Source organism: Halorubrum trapanicum (assembly GCF_017873555.1).
GTDB lineage: Archaea > Halobacteriota > Halobacteria > Halobacteriales > Haloferacaceae > Halorubrum > Halorubrum trapanicum.
Window position 1 is genome coordinate 51,142 of record NZ_JAGGKE010000008.1, and the last position, 17,797, is coordinate 68,938.

At 73.8% G+C, this 17,797-nt stretch carries 13 protein-coding genes and 1 pseudogene; 11 read left to right on the top strand and 3 right to left on the bottom strand.

The features are described from left to right. Positions 1-6: 6 nt before the first annotated feature. A complete protein-coding gene (locus J2744_RS10030; protein WP_210113222.1) occupies positions 7-3,861 on the bottom strand; it encodes a transcriptional regulator FilR1 domain-containing protein in 3,855 nt (1,284 codons plus the stop codon). 117 nt (positions 3,862-3,978) lie between these two features. Between J2744_RS10030 and J2744_RS10035 the strand changes: the two genes are divergently transcribed. Continuing rightward, on the top strand, positions 3,979-5,535 hold the full coding sequence (locus J2744_RS10035) for an aldehyde dehydrogenase family protein (RefSeq protein ID WP_210113223.1): 1,557 nt from the start codon (positions 3,979-3,981) through the stop codon (positions 5,533-5,535). Positions 5,536-5,574: 39 nt separating this feature from the next. Here the strand turns inward: J2744_RS10035 and J2744_RS10040 are convergent, their stop codons facing one another. Then, positions 5,575-6,486 carry an HD domain-containing protein gene (locus J2744_RS10040; protein ID WP_210113224.1) on the bottom strand — a complete coding sequence of 304 codons (912 nt, stop codon included), beginning with the start codon at positions 6,484-6,486 and terminating at the stop codon, positions 5,575-5,577. 157 nt (positions 6,487-6,643) lie between these two features. On the opposite strand from J2744_RS10040, the gene J2744_RS10045 reads away from it, so the two are divergent. From J2744_RS10045 to J2744_RS10075, 7 genes and pseudogenes are all read left to right on the top strand, one after another. After that, positions 6,644-7,327 (top strand): haloacid dehalogenase type II, encoded by a 684-nt coding sequence (locus J2744_RS10045; RefSeq protein WP_210113225.1) that lies wholly within the window; start codon positions 6,644-6,646, stop codon positions 7,325-7,327. A 302-nt stretch (positions 7,328-7,629) separates the two neighbouring features. Next, positions 7,630-8,631: a 4-hydroxy-tetrahydrodipicolinate synthase gene (gene dapA, locus J2744_RS10050; RefSeq protein WP_210113226.1), complete on the top strand. Its 1,002-nt coding sequence runs from the start codon at positions 7,630-7,632 to the stop codon at positions 8,629-8,631. Beyond that, positions 8,628-9,436 (top strand): annotated as a pseudogene (gene dapB / locus J2744_RS10055) (4-hydroxy-tetrahydrodipicolinate reductase). The gene dapA and the pseudogene dapB overlap by 4 nt, the downstream one beginning before the upstream one ends. A 57-nt stretch (positions 9,437-9,493) precedes the next feature. Next, positions 9,494-10,333 (top strand): 2,3,4,5-tetrahydropyridine-2,6-dicarboxylate N-succinyltransferase, encoded by an 840-nt coding sequence (locus J2744_RS10060; RefSeq protein ID WP_210113227.1) that lies wholly within the window; start codon positions 9,494-9,496, stop codon positions 10,331-10,333. Next, positions 10,330-11,766, top strand: coding sequence for a diaminopimelate decarboxylase (gene lysA / locus J2744_RS10065; protein WP_210113228.1), 1,437 nt, complete (start codon positions 10,330-10,332; stop codon positions 11,764-11,766). Before J2744_RS10060 ends, lysA begins: the two co-directional genes overlap by 4 nt. After that, positions 11,763-12,677, top strand: coding sequence for a diaminopimelate epimerase (gene dapF / locus J2744_RS10070; protein ID WP_210113229.1), 915 nt, complete (start codon positions 11,763-11,765; stop codon positions 12,675-12,677). Before lysA ends, dapF begins: the two co-directional genes overlap by 4 nt. Further along, positions 12,674-13,924: a M20/M25/M40 family metallo-hydrolase gene (locus J2744_RS10075; RefSeq protein ID WP_210113230.1), complete on the top strand. Its 1,251-nt coding sequence runs from the start codon at positions 12,674-12,676 to the stop codon at positions 13,922-13,924. The genes dapF and J2744_RS10075 overlap by 4 nt, the downstream gene beginning before the upstream one ends. 25 nt (positions 13,925-13,949) lie before the next feature. Here the strand turns inward: J2744_RS10075 and J2744_RS10080 are convergent, their stop codons facing one another. Beyond that, positions 13,950-14,447 (bottom strand): LabA-like NYN domain-containing protein, encoded by a 498-nt coding sequence (locus tag J2744_RS10080; RefSeq protein ID WP_210113231.1) that lies wholly within the window; start codon positions 14,445-14,447, stop codon positions 13,950-13,952. Positions 14,448-14,564: 117 nt separating this feature from the next. On the opposite strand from J2744_RS10080, the gene J2744_RS10085 reads away from it, so the two are divergent. The 3 genes from J2744_RS10085 (at position 14,565) to J2744_RS10095 (ending at position 17,749) form a co-directional block, all read left to right on the top strand. Next, positions 14,565-15,668: an AI-2E family transporter gene (locus J2744_RS10085; protein WP_210113232.1), complete on the top strand. Its 1,104-nt coding sequence runs from the start codon at positions 14,565-14,567 to the stop codon at positions 15,666-15,668. 81 nt (positions 15,669-15,749) lie between these two features. Beyond that, positions 15,750-16,931 (top strand): FtsZ/tubulin family protein, encoded by a 1,182-nt coding sequence (locus J2744_RS10090; protein WP_210113233.1) that lies wholly within the window; start codon positions 15,750-15,752, stop codon positions 16,929-16,931. Positions 16,932-17,014: 83 nt separating this feature from the next. After that, positions 17,015-17,749, top strand: coding sequence for a hypothetical protein (locus J2744_RS10095; protein ID WP_210113234.1), 735 nt, complete (start codon positions 17,015-17,017; stop codon positions 17,747-17,749). Positions 17,750-17,797: the final 48 nt, after the last annotated feature.

The following is a 17,797-nucleotide window of genomic DNA, read 5'->3' on the forward strand; positions in this document are numbered from 1 at the left end:
CCCGGGTCACCCGAGCGCGGGATACGTCGCGGCGACGCCGTCGCCGTCGACGCGCCAGCGGTCGGCGATCTCCCGGTACGCGGCGGGATCCGCGGCCGCGTCCGCCGGAATCGCGTCGGGCGGCGACTCCCGAAGCGCCTCGGCCAGCGTCTCGGGATCGATTCCGTCGGTCCCGCTCGTCCCGTCGGACTCCCCGGCGAGCAGGTCCGCGATCCGGTCGGCCGCGTCGACTATCGCGCCGGCGGCCTCGATCCGGCGGCCGAGGTCGAGCGCCGCGGTGAGTCGGTCGGCGGCCGCGACGGCGTCGCTGCGCTCGGCCTCGACGGCGCCGAGCGCCGAGAGCGCCTCCGCCTCGGCCTGCGTGAACCCGCCCTCCCGCGCGGCGTCGAGCGCGGACCGCAGCGCCGTCGCCGCCGCGTCGTGGTCGCCCCGTGCGAGCGCGAGCCGTCCCCGGACCCGTTCCATCTCGGCCAGTCGCTTGTGGCCGGCGTGGTCGTCGAGCAGCGCCGCGGTCCGCTCTACCCGCCGCTCGGCCGCGGACAGGTCGCCGCGGTCGACCGCCACCTCCGCCAGGATCGCGGCCACCATCGCGCACCGCGTGTCGGCGTCCAGCGCGTCGAGGCGGTCGAGCGCGCCAGTCAGGAACCGCTCCGCCCGGTCGAGGTCGCCGGCGAGGTGCGCCGCGCTGCCCAGGTGGCTCAGCGCGAACGCCTCGTACATGTCCGAGCCGATCCGCTCGGCGATGACGCGCGCCGCGGACGCGCGGTCGACCGCCTCCTCGACCGCGCCGCGCTGCTCGGCGACCGCCGCGAGGTTCAGAAGGGAGATGGCCTCGCGGTGTTCGTCGCCGACCGTCCGGTAGCCGTCGAGCGCGCGGCTCGCGGTTCGATTCGCGGCGTCGAGGTCCCCCCGTCGCCGCAGCGCGACCGCGAGGTTCGTCCGGACGTTCGCCTCGCCGTGGGTGTCGTCGTGCGCGCGGAACAGGTCGCCAGCGACGCGGTAGTGGTCGAGGACCGCGTCGGTCCCGTCGAGGGAGTCGAGCGCGTTGCCGACGTCCATCAGCGCCTTCGCCCTCGCGATGGGGTCGCCGACCTCGACCGCGATGGCGTACGCCCGCGACGCCGCCTCGTACGCCTCCTCGTAGTCGCCGTCGAAGTGCGCCGCCTGCGCTCGCCCCCTGACCGCCGCCGCGAGTCCACGGCGGTCGCCCGCGGCCGCGAACAGCTCCTCGGCCCGCTCGAACCGCTCTCGCGCCGCGTCGTACTCGCCGCGGCGGCGGGCCACGTCGCCGTACCCGCGCTGGCGCTCGGCCGCCCCGGCCTCGTCGACGGGTCGCCACGCGTCGAGCGCGTCGGTCGCGCCGTCGAGGTCGCCGGCGTCGACGTACATCCGCACCACCCACTCCGGCGGGCGGTCGCGCAGGTCGTCCGGGCACGCGTCCGGGAGGTCGATCCACGCGTAGCGGACACGGCCGTACAGGGGCGCGAGCCGGGGGTAGCGCCGCCCGACGCCGAACACCGCCCGAACCGTCTCGGCCGCCCACGCGCTCGGGTCGCGCTCGATCCGGTCTACCGTCGGGGCCTCCCCCCCGACGGCGCGCCGGATCCGAGAGCGACGCGCGGGGTCGTCCGCGAGCGCGAGCACCCGCGAGACGGCTCGCCCGACGCGTCTGGCGACCACCGGGTCCGGTTCCCGGTCCAAGAGCCGATCCAAGAACAGCACCGACCACTCGTCGTGAACGGTGCGGTACTCCTCGCCTCCCGACCCGACGAGGACGGTCCCAGTGAGCCGGTCGAGCGCCCGCCGAACCTCCTCGACCGTCGGCGAGGGATCGCCGTCGGTCCCGTTCGTCCCGCCCCGATCCGGGCCGTCGACGAGCGCGTACGCCAGGGTCCGAACGCCGTTCACGCCGGCGACGTTGAGGAGGTTCGCCAACACCGCGACGTCCACGGTCGGCGGCGGCCGGTTCCGGACCTCCCGGACCGCCTCCGCGACCGCCGCCTCCAGCCCGGACGCCGGTCCCCCGTCGCCGTCGTCGCCGCTTCTCTCCGCCCTCGCTCCGTCGCCGCTTCTCTCCGCCCTCGCTCCGTCGCCGCCGCGATCTCCGACCGCCCCGCCGACTCCGTCGCCGGTCGCGCGGACGAGGCGGTGGACGAGAGCGAGCAGTTCGCCGACGCGCTCGTCGTCGGCGCGCCGCACGTCGGCGAGCAGCGCCCCCGGCTCGGCCGCCGGGGCGGAGCCGGTGCGGTCGGCGACGTGGCGGACGAACCGCTCGACCTCGCGCTCGTCGAGCCGCGGCATCCGGACGGTCTCGATCGCCCGCCGGTAGCGGAGGTCCGCGGGCGAGAGCGGGATCCCATCGGGGTCGTCGTACGGCTCCTCGCGGGCGTCGAACAGGAACGAGACGTCGTCGCGGTCGGCCAGCTCGCGGGCGACGCCGACCGCCTCCGCGGCCCCCGGATCGACGGCGTCCTCGACGACGACGAGGTGGTGCCCCTCGCCCCCGGTGACCCGCTCGCGCAGCTGCTCGGTCGCGGTGAACGCCTCGCCGCCGTCGCTCGCTCGGTACGTCACCGGACCGCGTCCCGATCGGTACCACTCGACGGCGACGCGCCGGCAGACGGTGCTTTTCCCGCTTCCCGGCGGGCCGACCAGCGCGTGGTCGGTCCCCTCGGCGAGACCGTCGGCGAGCAGCCCGGCGATCGAACGCCGGTCGCCGTCGCGCACCGCGGTCCTGTCGAGGACGTACCCCGCGTCGACCTCGGGGAACGACGCCGTGGCGCGGAGCGGTCCGTACGGGTCCGGATCCCCGGCGAGCCGGTCCTCGTCGACCGCGTGGAACCCTTGTGCCGAGAGCGCGTCGCGTCCGTCGCCGTCGCCGTTCCGCCCGAACAGCCCGCCCGCGCCGCGCTCTCCCCTCGCGCCCGTCCCGCCGCGCTCTCCCCTCGCGCCCGTCCCGCCGCGCTCTCTCCTCACACCCACCCCGCCGTCGCTTTCCCGGTCGCCCGGGTCCGCGGCCTCGTCGCGGGACGGGTCGCCCGAACCGTCTCCCTCGGACCGATCGCCCTCCGCCTGCGTCTCGGTGTTGCCCATCGCCGCGAGCGCCTCGCCGCCGTCGCGGCCCCGGCCGATCAGGTCGCGCACCCTCGCCTCCGCCCACGCGACCGCCTCGGGATCGGTCGACGCGGCCGCGCCGTGGAGCGTGCCGTCGCCGTCGAAGGTGAGGAGGAGCGCGGTCCCGTCGGCCGCGACCGCCCCAACGTCGACGGCGTCGACCGCCGCGATCCGACACCCGTCACGGCGCGCGACGGCTCCGAGGTCGTCCGCGAACCGATCGGCCGCGTGCCGGAACGCCCGCTCCGCCAGCGCGAGGTCAACGGTCCCGCCGCCGACCGCCGCGCGTCGGAGCCGCTCCGCGACCCGGGGGTAGGGGAACGCCGGCAGCGCGGCGGCGACCGCGTCCGCGTCGGCGAGCGCGTCGTCGAGGACCTCGAGCGGTCGGTACGGGTCCGGGGCCGCGGCCCGGTACGTCTCCGCCTCGCGGAGGACCGCGGGGGAGACGTCGGCGTCCGCGCCGAGCGGGTCGAGCACGTCGCCCGCGGCCGCGAGGTCGTCGGCGACCGTCAGGAACTCGCGGTACTCGCTCGCGAGCAGCCGCCCCGAGAGCGTCGTCCGGTAGCCATCCGTCTCGCCGGCGACGAGTCCGGCCGCCTCCAGCTCGTCTATCGCGCGGTTCACCGTCGACCTGGAGTGGCCGAGCGCGTCGACGAGCTCGTGTTTTCGCAGCGGTCCCGCGGCGAGCCGTTCGAGGAAGTCGAGGCGCCGCTCGACGACGCCCACGAGGTCCGACGGCTCCGTCATACGTCCCTCCGCACCGCCCCCACCGATATAACTGTTTCCTCGGTGACGACTCGACCCGCGCGGTGACACAGTGTTCCACGGGGTGAGAATAAGCCGGATCGGGCCGCAGTCGGGTCTATGGTTGGGGACCGAACGACAGAGAGCAACGAGACGGGAGCGACGGACGACCTCGACGAACCGGAATCGGACGGTTCCACGGCGAGGAACGAACTCGACGGCGCGGACGGTCTCGGCGAGCCGGAGGGGACCGACTCCGACGAAGCGACTCCGAGGGACGGCCGGCCCGGAGCGAGCACCCCGAACCTGTCTGGCCGCGCGTCGCGGACGGTCGATTCGGCGCGGACGGCGGCCGACGAGCTCGCGGCCTGGGACCCCGACGACGTCGACGCGCTCGTGCGGTCGGTCGGCGAGCGCCTGGCGGACCGGGAGACGGTCAGCCGGCTCGCGCGGTCGGCGGCCAACGAGACGGGGCGGGGGCATCCGGGAACGAAGGCCGAAAAGATCGCGACCGCGCTCGACGCCGCCCGACGGACGCTCCGGGACGCGCCGACCGCGGGCGTGGTCGACCGCGACGGCGCGGCGGGCACGGTGACCGTCGCCGGACCGATCGGCGTCGTCGGCGCGGCGGTCCCCGCGACGCACCCGGTCGTGGTCCCCGCGGTCCTCTCGCTGTACGGGCTCGCCGCCCGGAACGCGGTCGTCTTCGCCCCCTCGCCGTCGACCGTCGAGACCTGCGACGTCGTCGTCGAGACCGTCCGCCGGGCGCTCGCCGAGGCCGGAGCGCCGACCGGCGCGGTCTCGATGCTGCCCGCGCCCGCCTCCAAGCCGGGGACGGACGCCCTGTTCGAGCGGGCCGACTTCGCCGTCGCGGCCGGCTCCGAGGCGACGGTCGCCGCCGGGCAGCGCTGCGGCACGCCGAACGTCGCCGCCGGCGCGGAGGGGGTCGTCGCCGTCGCCGACGGGTCGGTCCCGGCCGAGGCCGTGGCGACGCGAGTGGCGGTCGGCGCGACCTACGACTTCGGCGCCCACCCCGCGGGCGACGCCGCTGTCGTCACGGTGTCGCCGGCGGTCGGCCCGCTGTGCTCCGCGCTGGAGGACGAGGGCGGGTACGTCCTCGACGCCGCCGAGCGCGACCGCCTCCGGGCGCTCCTCGACGAGGGCGAAACGGACGAAACAGCTGAGGCGGACCCTCGCGGGAACTCGCCGCGGTGGCTGGCGGCCGCGCTCGACCTCCCGGGCGCGGCCCGAGAGGCGGCCTTCCTCGTCGCCGAACCCGACGGCGCCGACGGCCCGCTCGCGACGCTGCCCGGGATCCCCGCGGTCGCGGTCCACGGCCGCGACGGGTTCGACGCCGCGACCGCGCTCGCCGCCGAGGTCGGCGCCCCCCACGCCGCGGCGGTCCACACGACCCAACAGCGCCGCGCTCGCCGGGTCGCGGAGCGGCTCTCCCCCGGCCGCCTCGTCGTCAATCAGCCGGGGATCGCGGCGACGGGAGCGCGCTCGAACGGGTTCGAGGCGGCGCCCGTGCTGGGCGGCGGGACCGCCGAGGGGAGTCAGCTGTGCGGCGGACTCACCCCAGCGCGCCTCGCGCGGACGACGACCGTCGCCGCGACGAGCGTCGTCGACGAGGCGGCACACCGGAACGGCGCGGGCGACACGCTTCGCGGGCCCTGAGTCGAGCGGGTCGGAAGGGGTCCGGCGCGAACCGAGCCGTCAGAGCTCGATCCGGTCGACGATCGCCTCGTTGCCGTCGACGCCGTCGCTGTGGGTGTTGATCGCGACCGTCCGGATCTTCGCTTCGAGCAGCGACCCGTCGATCTTCGCCTTCAGCAGCGAGTCGACCTGGTAGACGCCGGCGGCGTTGTTCATCCGGATCACGACCTGAACCGGGGTCTCGTCGCCTTCGCGGAGCGAGACGCGCTCGATCGCCTGCGAGGAGACGGTGTTTATCCCGCGCCCGCCCTCCTCGTAGGGGACCCGCGAGCGCCCGCGCTCCATGTCGAGTCCGTCGGCGATCCGGACGACGCCCGCCTCCAGCGTGAGCGGCTGCTCCTCGGTGTGGTGACAGAGGATGGCGTGGAGCACCTCGGCCTTCACGCGGACCTGGTCCGCCACGTCGTAGAAGGCCGGAAGGAGGTCGTCGAGCAGGTCGGCCGCGAGCGGGATCGAGTAGTACGGGTGGTCGTGGCGGTGGACGACGTGGCCGATGTCGTGGAGCGTCGCCGCCAGCGCGATGACCACCGGCTCGTCCGCCTCGTCCAGCCCCTGCTGGCGGGCGCCGTTGAACTCGACGCCGCCGGCCTTGAGCAGGTCGTACAGCCGCAGCGCGCGGTCGCGGACGATCTCGACGTGCTTGGAACCGTGGTCGTTGTACCCCTTCCGCGCGACCGGGTTGACGTTCTGCGCCTCCAGGTAGGCGAGGATCTCCTCGTCCGACGTGAGCCGCGACATGACCTCGTTGAGCCGGTCGTCGGGGAACGCGTGGTCGGCGTCCGGGTCGTACTCGTGGCGGCCGGCGTCGGTGTCGGCGTCGACCTCCTCGTGCGCGCCCGGCGCGTCGTCCGCGGTCGGATCGGGGGCGCTGTCCGCGGCCGGCTCGGGTTCGTCCTCGGCAGGGTCGCTCATGTGTCCACCAGAGTCGCCCGCCCGGGATAAATGTGCGAGCCGCGCGGCTCGAGCGACCGGGTCGCCGCTCGACGACCGGAGCGACCCGCGGGCCCAACCGCGACGGAGCCTACCGGCGCCCCGGCCGCTTATCCCGCCGCCGGCTGTGGTCTCGCGCATGGCGCTCGACCCCGACCGCGTCTCGACGGTGACGTTCGACTCGTACAGCACGCTCGTTGACGTCGAGGCCGCCGAGGCCGCGCTGGCGGACCGCGTCGCCGACCCCGAGCCGGTGTCGCGGCTGTGGCGGTCGCGGTCGCTGGCGTACACGTTCGTCGCGAACGCGGTCGACGCCTACCAGCCGTTCTACGAGGTGAACCGCGACGCGCTGACGTACGCGCTCGCGGCGCACGGCGTCGACCTCTCCGACGCCGAGCGCGACGAGATCCTCGCGGTGTACCACGAGCTTGAGGTGTTCGACGACGTGCGCGACGCGATCCGACGCCTCCGCGACGCCGGCTACGACTGCTACGTCCTCTCGAACGGCGACCCCGAGATGCTCGCGTCGCTCGTCGACCACGCCGACATCGCGGACCTGATCGAGGACGCGATCAGCGCCGACGAGGTGGAGACGTTCAAGCCCGACGCCGAGATCTACCGCCACGGCGCGGCCCGAACCGGGACGCCGATCGACGAGGTGGTCCACACGACCGCCGGCTGGTTCGACGTGCTTGGCGCGCGCCACGCCGGGATGCGGGCCGCGTGGGTCGACCGGAAGGGAACGCCGTGGGAGCCGTTCGGCGGCGATCCGGACGTCACCGTCGAGACGCTCCACGAGCTGGCGGACCTGCTCGGGGCCTGACCGGTCCCGGATCGGTATCCCGGGAAGCGGGTCCCTCGGCGACCGCCGCGGCAGTTTCGACCCGAGGCACAACGTATAAGCGCGAGAGCGATCCATATGCCGGTGTGACTCGATCCGCGTCCGCACGCGGTCAGCCGTCGACGCCAGCGACGCGGCTCTTCTCGAAGAAACGCGCGTGATCCGTCCGCCGGCGGGAGTGGCGACCCCGTCCCGGACGACCCCCGACCCGCGCGCACCGGTCCGCTGAGCGACCCGGGTCCTCACCGACCCGGACCCACCGATCCGAACTCACCGCAGCACCCATGACGGACACCACCACCACGACACCCTACGCGACGCACGAGGAGACGGACAGCGAGAGGACCGACGCCCCCTTCGAGGGCGTGTATCCGGCCATGACCACGCCGTTCGCCGACGACGGCGCGGTCGACCACGACCAGCTCGCCGAGAACGCCCGCTACCTCGAACGCGCCGGCGTCGACGGCGTCGTCCCCGTCGGCTCGACCGGCGAGTCGGCGACGATGAGCCACGACGAGCACGTCGCGGTGATCGAGACGGTCCGCGACGCGCTCGACGACATCCCCGTGATCGCGGGCACCGGCTCGAACAACACCGCGGAGGCGCTCTCGCTCTCGGAGCGCGCGGCCGACGCGGGCGCCGACGGCCTGCTGCTCATCTCGCCGTACTACAACAAGCCCGAGCCGCAGGGGTTCTTAGACCACTATCGGACCATCGCCGACGCGGTCGACCTCCCGCAGATCGTCTACAACGTGCCGAGTCGCACGGGCCAGTCGATCCCGGTCGACGTCACCGTCGAACTCGCGGAACACCCGAACATTCGGGGGTACAAGGCGGCCTCCGGCGACCTGAACCTCATCAGCGAGGTGATAGAGCGCACCCGCGACGAGGCGTTCGCGGTGCTGTCGGGCGACGACGGACTCACGCTCCCCGTCCTCTCTATCGGCGGCACGGGCACGATCAGCGTCGTCGCCAACGTCGAGCCGGAGCGCGCCTGCGCGATGGTCGGCGCCGCGCTCTCGGGCGACTACGACCGGGCGCGGACGCTTCACCACGAGCTGTCGCCGCTCGTCCGCGAGCTGTTCGCCGAGACGAACCCGATCCCGGTGAAGGAGGCGATGCACGTCCGCGGGCGCGGCGGGCCGCACGTTCGTTCGCCGCTCTCGCGGCTCTCCGAGGACCGCCGCGAGTCGCTCCGCGACCTGCTGGCCGCGTACGACGAGCGCGCGCCGGGGACGATCGACCCGACGGCCGTCGACCCGGCGGCGACGGGGGGCGCGGAATGAGCAGAGCAGATCTGTCGATCGCCGTCACCGGCGCGGGCGGTCGCATGGGCCGCGAGGTGATCGAAGCGGCCGCCGGCCGCGAGGGCGTCGCCGTCGCGGTCGCGGTCAACCGCACACCGACCGACCCCGTCGCGGGCGTCGCGGGCTTGTACGCGCCGACCTCGCCGAACTGCTCGCGGACGAGGAGCCGGACGCCCTCGTCGACTTCACCGGGCCGACCTCGGCGGTCGCGTACGCCGAGACCTGCGCCGACGCCGGCGTCCCGCTCGTGACCGGGACGACCGGCTTCGCGGACGCCCAGATCGACAGCCTCCGGGCCGCGAGCGAGGCGGTTCCCCTCCTCAAGGCGTCGAACTTCGCGCGCGGCGTGGCCGCGCTCCGCCGGGCGGTCCGCGAGGCCGCCGCCGCGCTCCCGGGTTACGACGTCGAACTGACGGAGACGCACCACAACGCGAAGCGCGACGCCCCCTCGGGCACCGCGAAGTCGATCCTCGACGACGTGGAGGCCGTGCGCCCCGACCTCGACGAGCGCGTCCACGGCCGCGAGGGCGACGCGCCGCGGAGCCCGGGCGAGGTCGGCGTCCACGCCCGCCGCGCGGGCGACGTGACCGGCGAACACGAGGTCCTGCTGGCCGGGAACCGCGAGACGCTCGAACTGACGCACCGCGCCGGCGACCGCGGGGTGTTCGCCGAGGGGGCGATCGACGCCGCCGCGTGGCTCGCCGACAGCGACCCGGGCTGGTACGGGTTCGGCGACGTGTTGGACGGCGGGGAGGGAGGCGACGTCGGTGGCACCGATGAATAACTCACGTACATACGAACATCGACGAATAAATACCGCCACTCATCCATACACTACCCAATGACGCTCGAAGCCGACGTATCCGATCTGTGGGACCGCTATCAGGACGGGCTGACCGCCGCCGACGCGACGGACGAGGACGCCGCCGTCGTCGACGAGTTCCTCGCCGCGCTGGAGGCCGGCGAGGTCCGCGCGGCCGAGAAGACCGGCGACGACGTGACCTCGTGGGAGGCCAACGAGTGGGTCAAGCGGGGGATCCTGCTCAACTTCGGCCTGCGCGAGACGGAGCCGCGCGAGTACGGCGGCGTCACCTACCACGACGTGCTCCCGCTGCGCGACACCGACGACCTCGCTGAGCGCGGCACCCGGAACACGCCGGACGGGACCGCGATCCGGCGCGGCGCGTACCTCGGGAGCGACTGCATCATGATGAGCCCCTCGTTCGTCAACATGGGTGCGTACGTCGGCGACGGCACCCTCGTCGACTCCTGTGACACCGTCGGCTCCTGCGCGCAGCTCGGCGAGAACGTCAAGCTCGGCGCCAACACGCTGATCGGCGGCGTCCTCGAACCCGTCGAGGACGCGCCCGTAATTATCGAGGACGGCGTCTCGCTCGGCGCCGGCTGCCGGGTCACCTCGGGCTTCCGCGTCGGCGAGAACTCGATCGTCGGCGAGAACACGCTCCTCACGCCGCGGATCCCCGTCTACGACCTCGTCGAGGAGGAAATTATCTACGGCCACCTCCCGGCCGAGCGCCGGGCGTTCACCCGGATGGTTGAGTCGTCCGTCGGCGACCACGACCTCTTCGAGGGCGGCGCGTACAAGCCCGCGGTCGTGGCGACGGGCGTCGAGGAGGACACCCTCGAAGCGACGCGGCGGGAGGACGCCCTCCGCGAATGAGCGACCGCGACGCGGCCGCCGAACCGATCGCAGAACCCACGGAGGGTAACCCGCCGGTCCGCCGCGTGAGCGACTGGGACGCCGATAGCCTGCGCGACCTCGCCGCCGAGCACGACACGCCCCTGTACGTCCAGGACCTCGACCGCGTCCGCGAGAACTGCGAGCGCCTGCTCGCGGCGTTCCCCGACGCGGACGTGCGGTACGCCGTCAAGGCGCACACCGGGCGCGCCGTCTTAGCGGCGGTCCGCGACGCCGGACTCGACGCCGAGTGCGCTTCGGCGGGCGAGGTCGACCGCGCGCTCGCGGCCGGCTTCGACGGGTCTCGGCTCCACTACACCGCGGTCAACCCCCCCGCCCGAGACCTCGACTACGTCGCCGGCGTCGCCGAGGCGGAGCCGGAGCTGACCGTCACGGTCGGCGCGACCGACACCCTCGACCGCCTCGCGGAGCGCGGCTACGACGGTCGAGTCTGCGTCCGCGTGAACCCCGGCGTCGGCGCGGGCCACCACGAGAAGGTCACCACCGGCGGCGCCGCGAAGTTCGGGATCCCGTACGACCGCGCCGCGGAGGCGACCCGAGCGGCGGCCGAGCGATTCGACGTGGTCGGAATTCACGCCCACGCCGGCTCCGGCATCGACCCGGACCAGCTGGACAGCCACCGCGAACTGGTCGCGCGGATGGGCGACCTGGCGCGCGAGCTGGCGGGTCCGAGCAACGCAGGTGCCGGCTCCTCCGGCGGCCCAGACGCGGCCTCCGACGCCGACCCCGTCGACCTCGAATACGTCGACGTCGGCGGGGGGTTCGGCGTCCCCTACGAGGAGGACGCCCCGGCGCTCGACCTGCCGGCCGTCGCGGAGGCGACCCGCGAGGCGGTCGCGCCGCTCCCGGAGGGCACCGACCTCGCGATAGAGCCAGGGCGCTACGTCGTCGCGGACGCCGGCGTCCTCCTGACGCGGGTGAACGCCGTGAAGCCGACGCCCGACGAGACGGTCGTCGGCGTCGACGCCGGGATGACGGACCTCCTGCGCCCGGCGATGTACGACGCGTACCACCCGATCCGAAATCTGGGAGGCGGCCGGGAACGCGACGGGGGCGACGCTCCCGCCCCCGCCGAGCGGGAGGCAACCCCTGTCACGGTCGCCGGACCTATCTGTGAGACCGGCGATACCCTCTGTAGAGACCGAGCGCTCGCCGAGCCGGCCCGCGGGGACTGCCTCGCGGTCGGCGTCGCTGGCGCGTACGGATACGAGATGGCGAGTCAATACAACTCACGACCGCGGCCGGCGGAGGTCGCGCTCGACGACGGAACCGCGACGGTCGCCCGCCGCCGAGAGACGCTCTCCGACCTGACGACGGTCGAACGGGAGGCGACCTCCGGCGGCGACCGACCGGAGGCGACTCGCGGTGACGACCGAACGGGGGCGGACCGATGAGCGTCCACGCCGTCCCGGTCGAGAAGTACCACGGCACGGGCAACGACTTCCTCGTCGTCGACGCGGCCGCCGAGGACGTCGGCGACCGCGCGGCGTTCGCCCGCGCGCACTGCGACCGCGAGACCGGCGTCGACGTGGGAACCGGTCGGTGCGGCGCGGACGGCGTCCTCTTCCTCAGCCTCGCGGAGCGGTTCGACCCGACGCGCGTCGTGATGACGCTCGTCCAGCCGGACGGCTCGACCGCGACGATGTGCGGCAACGGCGCCCGCGTCGTCGCCCGGTGGGCGCACGACCGGACCGGCGACCGCGAGTTCATGATCGACACGCAGGCCGGCACCCGGCGCGCGACGGTGACCGCGGACGCGAGCGCGGCCACCATCGAGATGGGCGTGCCGACGTTCGACCCCCGCCGCGTCCCGGTCGCCCGCGAGCGCGCCCTCGCGGACGGGCCGCTGGTCGACGAGCCGGTCGAGGGGGTGACCGTCACCGCCGTCAACACCGGCGTCCCCCACGCGGTCGCGTTCGTCGACGGCGGCCGCGACGACCCTGACGGCATCGACGCGGTCGATCTCGAATCTGTCGCGCCGCCGGTCCGCCACGCCGACGTCTTCCCCGAGGGCGCGAACGTGAACCTCGCGGCGGTCGTCGACGACGGGAGCGGCGACGGGCCGGCGGTCCTCGACCAGCGCACCTTCGAGCGCGGCGTCGAGGGGGAGACGCGCTCCTGCGGCACCGGCGCGGTCGCGGTCGTCGCGGCCGCCCGCCGGCTGGGGCTGATCGACGGCGACTCGGCCGTGAGCCGTCCGCCGGGCGGCGAGCTGGAGATCACCGTTCCAGACGCGGGCCACGCGACGCTGACCGGGCCGGTCGCCCACGAGTTCTCTGGGACGCTCCCCGCCGATCCACGATGAGCGGCGGGATCGGCGCCGGTTCCGGCTCGAATGGGGGATCCGACTTCGATCCGGTCTCGTTCCTCGAAGACGCGGTTCAGATTCCCTCCCACGAGTCGGTCGACGAGGTGCGCGAGTTCGTCGTCGACCTGCTGGACGCTCGCGGCGCCGACCCCGCGGTCGTCGCGGACGGCTGCGTCCTCGCGGAGAAGCGCTCTCCGGCGCCCGAGGCGGGACCGCACCTCGTGTTGAACACCCACCTCGACACGGTGACGCCGCACGTCCCGTTCGAGCGGGGGGAAGCGCGAGAAGATGAGCGCGGGGATTCCGCGTCGAGCGAGGGGGCCATCGAGGAGGTACTCCGCGGGCGCGGCGCCTGCGACGCGAAGGGACCGCTCGCGGCGCTCCTTGCGGGATTCCTCGCCGCCGACCCGGACCGCGGGCGGGTCACGCTCGCGCTCACGCCCGACGAGGAGGCGCTGTCGCTCGGCGCGGCGGCGCTGACGGGGCGGCTCCCGGGGACCGACGACCGGCTCGACGGCGACCTGTACCTCGTCGGCGAGCCGACCGGGCTCGACGCGTGTACCGCCGCGAAGGGGCGGTTCCAGGCGACCGTCGAGCTGTCGGGGACGGCCGCGCACGCCGCGGAGTTCGCCGGCGCGAACGCGGTCGCGGCCGCGGAGGACGCGCTCGCCGCGATCCGGACGTTCGACGTGGGCGCCGACGCCCACCCGCAGCTCGGCCCGCCGAAGCTCACCCCGACGGTCGTCGAGGGCGGCGCGGCCACCAATCAGGTGCCCGCGGACTGCGGTATCACGGTCGACCGGCGGAGCGTCCCGCCCGAAACGGCCGCGGAGTTCCGGTCGTCGCTCGCGGACGCGGTCCGGGAGTCGCTCGCGGCCGCCGCCGGCGACCGCGACGGCGTCGGCGTCGCGGTCGCGCTCACCGACCGCGAGTCGCCCTTCTTAGAGGCGTTCGCGACGGATCCGGACCACGAACTCGTCCGAGCGGTCGCGGGCGCGGCGCGCGAGGCGGGCGACGCGGTCGGTCTCTCGAGCGAGCGGGGCGGCGACGTTCGGCCGTTCGGCGCGGCGACGGAGGCGTCGTACTTCGCGCCGGCGCCGACGGTCGTGTTCGGTCCCGGCGACCTCGCGGACGAGGCGGGCGCGGTCGCGCACGCCGAGCGGGAGTACGTCCGAGTCAGCGAGATCGAGGCGGCCGCGAAGACGGTCGAGCGCGCGGTGACGGCGCTGCTCTGCGACGAGTAGGAAGACGCGCTGCCGGCGCCGTCGACTACAGCAGGAACTGCTCCTCGTCGTCCGCGAGGTCGACGAAGTCGTCCGCGGCGTCGATCAGCTCGTCGGCGGCGGAGTTGCCGAACCCCATCGCCTCCACGCGGACCCCCTCGTGGCGGAGGTGCGAGCAGAGCCGCGCGAAGTCGCCGTCGCCGGTACAGAGGACGACGGTGTCGACGTGGCTCGCGAGCGAGACGGCGTCGAGGCTCATCCCGAGGTCCCAGTCGGCCTTCTTCGAGCCGTCCGCGAACGTCTTGATCTCCTTGATCTTCGTCTCGAAGCCGATGTCGCGGAGCGCCTCGAAGAAGCTCTCCTCCTCGGGCGAGTCGGCGCGGATCACGTACGCGATGGCCCGGACGAGCGACCGGTCCGCGACGGCCCCCTCGAGCAGGCCGGCGTAGTCGATGTTCCGCGAGTAGACGCTCTGTGCGGAGTGATACAGGTTCTGCGAGTCCGCCAGCACCGCGACGCGCTGGTCCGGGTGAATATCGCTCATAGGTCCCCCTTCACTCCCCGCCGTTAGGGGCTTTGGGATCGACGCGACCGCGTTCTCGGTCTCGTTGCCCCCGCAGCGACCACCATGGTTTATGTCGAGCGCTGGCGACCGTGTCCCATGGACGAAAAGCGGTTCGTCGTCGCCCTCTTCGGTCTCGCGGTCGCGATCGTCTCCGGCTACGTGGCCTATCGGTTCGTCGCCCCGCTCACCGTCGGCGTCTTCCTCTACTACTCGACGCGGCGCTTCTACCACCGGCTCGAACGCTTCCGGCTGCCGGCCCGGATCCGCGCGGTGGTGTCGCTGTCGGTCATCGGCGTGCCGCTCATCGGACTGGTGAGCTACACGCTGGTGTTGCTAATCTTAGAGGCGCGGCGGTTCATCGAGGAGTACCCCGTGGCCGACACCATCGGCGCGGAGAACTCGGTGATCGCCGACCTCGCGGAGCTGTCGAACCCGACGATGGACGAGCTGCTCGCGGCGTACCGCTCCGGGCAGTTCGACCCTCTCATCGACCTCGTCTCCGAGCAGGCGTCGCTGCTGGCGAGCACGCTCTCCGGGCTCGCCTTGAACCTGATCATCACCGTCATCGTCACGTACTACCTGCTCATCGACGGCTCCCGGTTCCACGACTGGCTGCTCAGGTTCGACGACGACGCGATCGTCCGCGAGTACCTCGAAACCGCGGACGCGGAGCTGGAGGCGGTGCTGTACGGGAACCTGCTCAACGTCATCGCCATCTCGATCATCGCCGTCGTCACCTACCTCGGGTACAACGCGGTCGCCCCCGCAGCGGTCGAGATCCCGTACCCGACCCTCGCGGGCGCGCTCACCGGCGTCGCCAGCCTGATCCCCGTGATCGGGATGAAGATCGTCTACATCCCGATCGCGGCGGCGATGTCGATACCGATCGCGCTCGACGGCGAGATCTCGCTGCTCGCGTACGTCGCCGGGTTCCTCGCCGTCGCGGTCGTGGTCGTCGACACCATCCCCGACATCGTCCTCCGACCGTACTTCAGCGGCGAGACGACCCACGTCGGCCTGCTCATGCTCGCGTACATCTTCGGTCCGGTCGTGTTCGGCTTCCACGGGCTGTTCCTCGCGCCGATCATCCTCGTGCTGGCGCTGACGTTCGCGGACACCGCGCTGTTGCGCCTGCTCGGCGCGGATCCGGATCCGGGACCCGAGGTTCCCGAGAGCCAGCGCCGGATCGACGAGTTCTGAGTCCGCGCGGGCGCTCGGCGGTCCGGCCGCAGTTCGCGGCGAGCCGAAGTCATATATCCCCGCTCGACGACCGGGGCACGTATGCGAGTACACGTCATCGGTCTCGGGGGGGCCGGGGGGCGAATCGCCGACCGGCTCGCCGCCGAGCACGACCCCGACCCGTTCCTCGCGGGCGTCAACGCGTTCGACACCGACACCGACGCGCTCGGGACGCTGGACGCGCTCGGCGAGGAGCGCCGGTACCGGTTCGGCGACGCCGCGGGCGGGGACGGACTCGGCGGCGACCTCCACGCGGGGCGCCGCCTCGGGGACGCGCACGCGAGCGAGCTTGGCAGGGCGATGGACGACCAGCGACCGTCGCTCGCCGAGGCGTTCCTGATCGTCGTCGGACTCGGCGGCGGGGCCGGCGCGGGCGCGGCGCCCGCGCTCGCCGAGGAGCTGTCGCGGCTCTACGACGCCCCCGTCTACGCGTTCGGGTTCCTGCCGACCCCGAGCGAGACCGAGGAACCGGACGACGGCGACGGTCCGGGGAGCGCGTCGGCCGGGCCGTCCGGCGCCGCGACCTCATCCGGGAACGAGCCGGCGCCGCCGACTCCACACCGCCCGCTGGCCGAGCGGAACGCCGCGCGGACCCTCGACGCGCTCTCGGACCGCTGCGCGGCGGTCTTCCCGTTCGACAACGCGGCGTGGCTCCGCCCCGGCGAAACGCTCGGCGGGGCCCGCGACCGGCTCAACGGGGTCGCCGCCGAGCGGATCGCGGCGCTGTTCGGCGCCGGCGAGACCCCCGACGGCACGGCGACGCCCCAGCAGGTGCTCGACGCGAGCGACGTCGCCCGGGCGGTGGGAAGCGACGGGGAGATCGCGGCGATCGGCCACGCGACACAGCAGGTGGAGTCGCCCGACGAGGGGTCGCGGTTCGGTCTCGGGCTGTTCGGCTCCTCGGAGCCGGCCGAGGTCGACGCGAGCGCCGCGGTGTCGGCCATCGAGACGGTCATCCGGAAGGCGACCCGCGGGAAGAACACGATCGAGGTCCCCGAGGGCCGGGCCGACCGCACCCTGCTCGTGGTCGGCGGCCCGCCCGCGTGGCTCAACCGGGAGGCGATCGCCGACGGGCGGCGCTGGCTCGCCGAGGAGACCGGCTCGGACGCGATACTGAGCGGCGACGCGCCGGTCCCGGACGGCGACGCCGTCTCCGCGGTCGTGATCCGCTCGGGCGTCGACGAACCGGATCGGATCCGGGAGCTGCGCGAGACGATCGCGTGACCGCGCTCGAACGGACGGCGGCGGCGCTCGGCGGTCGGGCGCGGACCCGAACCGATTAACCGCGTGGCGCGCCCACTGAGACCGTGACGACGCAGGCAGACCTCGGGATCGACATCGACGTCCGGGACGCCGCGGCGGTCGCGGAGCGCCGCGACGAGCTCGTCGCCGCCGTGCGCGACCACGCGGGACGGATCGCCTACCAGCTCGCTCAGCTCCGGGGGGGCGACTACGGCCGCGAGACCCTCTCTACCCCCGGCGGCGAGTGGACCGTGAAGTACGAGGCGGGCGAGCTGGAGTTCCTCTTGTTCTCGCCGGACTCCGGCTCTGACACGTACGTGATCTCGACGAAGCAGCCGCCGGAGCCGGCGGCGCTTGCGACGGCCCTCGCCGACTACGCGGCGTTCGTGGCGGCGTGGAACGACCACGTCGAATCGCTGTCGGGCGTCCTCGACGGCGTGAGCGCCGAGTTCCCCGAGCCGGCGACCACCGACGGGCTGGTGGCCGAGCGCGACCGCGTCCTCGATCGGATCCGCGAGACCTGCGCGGTCATCGCCGGGGAGGTCCACCGCTACGAGAGCGACGACTACGGGACGTTCACGGCTCGGGTCGAGGGCGACCGCTGGGAGCTGAAGTACGACGAGGGGGCGGTCTCGTACCTCCGGGTCGGGGGTTCCGGCGGACTCTACCTCCTCTCGCAGTACGAGGCGCCCTCCGCGGCCGACGTCCGTGAGTACGCGGACCGGTTCCGCGGGTTCGTCGAGGCGTACAACGAGTTCGTCGACGGCCTCGAAAGCGACCTCGAACGCGTCTCCGTCTGACCCGCCGTCGCCCGGCTTACCGATCCAGCCCGACCGCGGCGCTCGAAC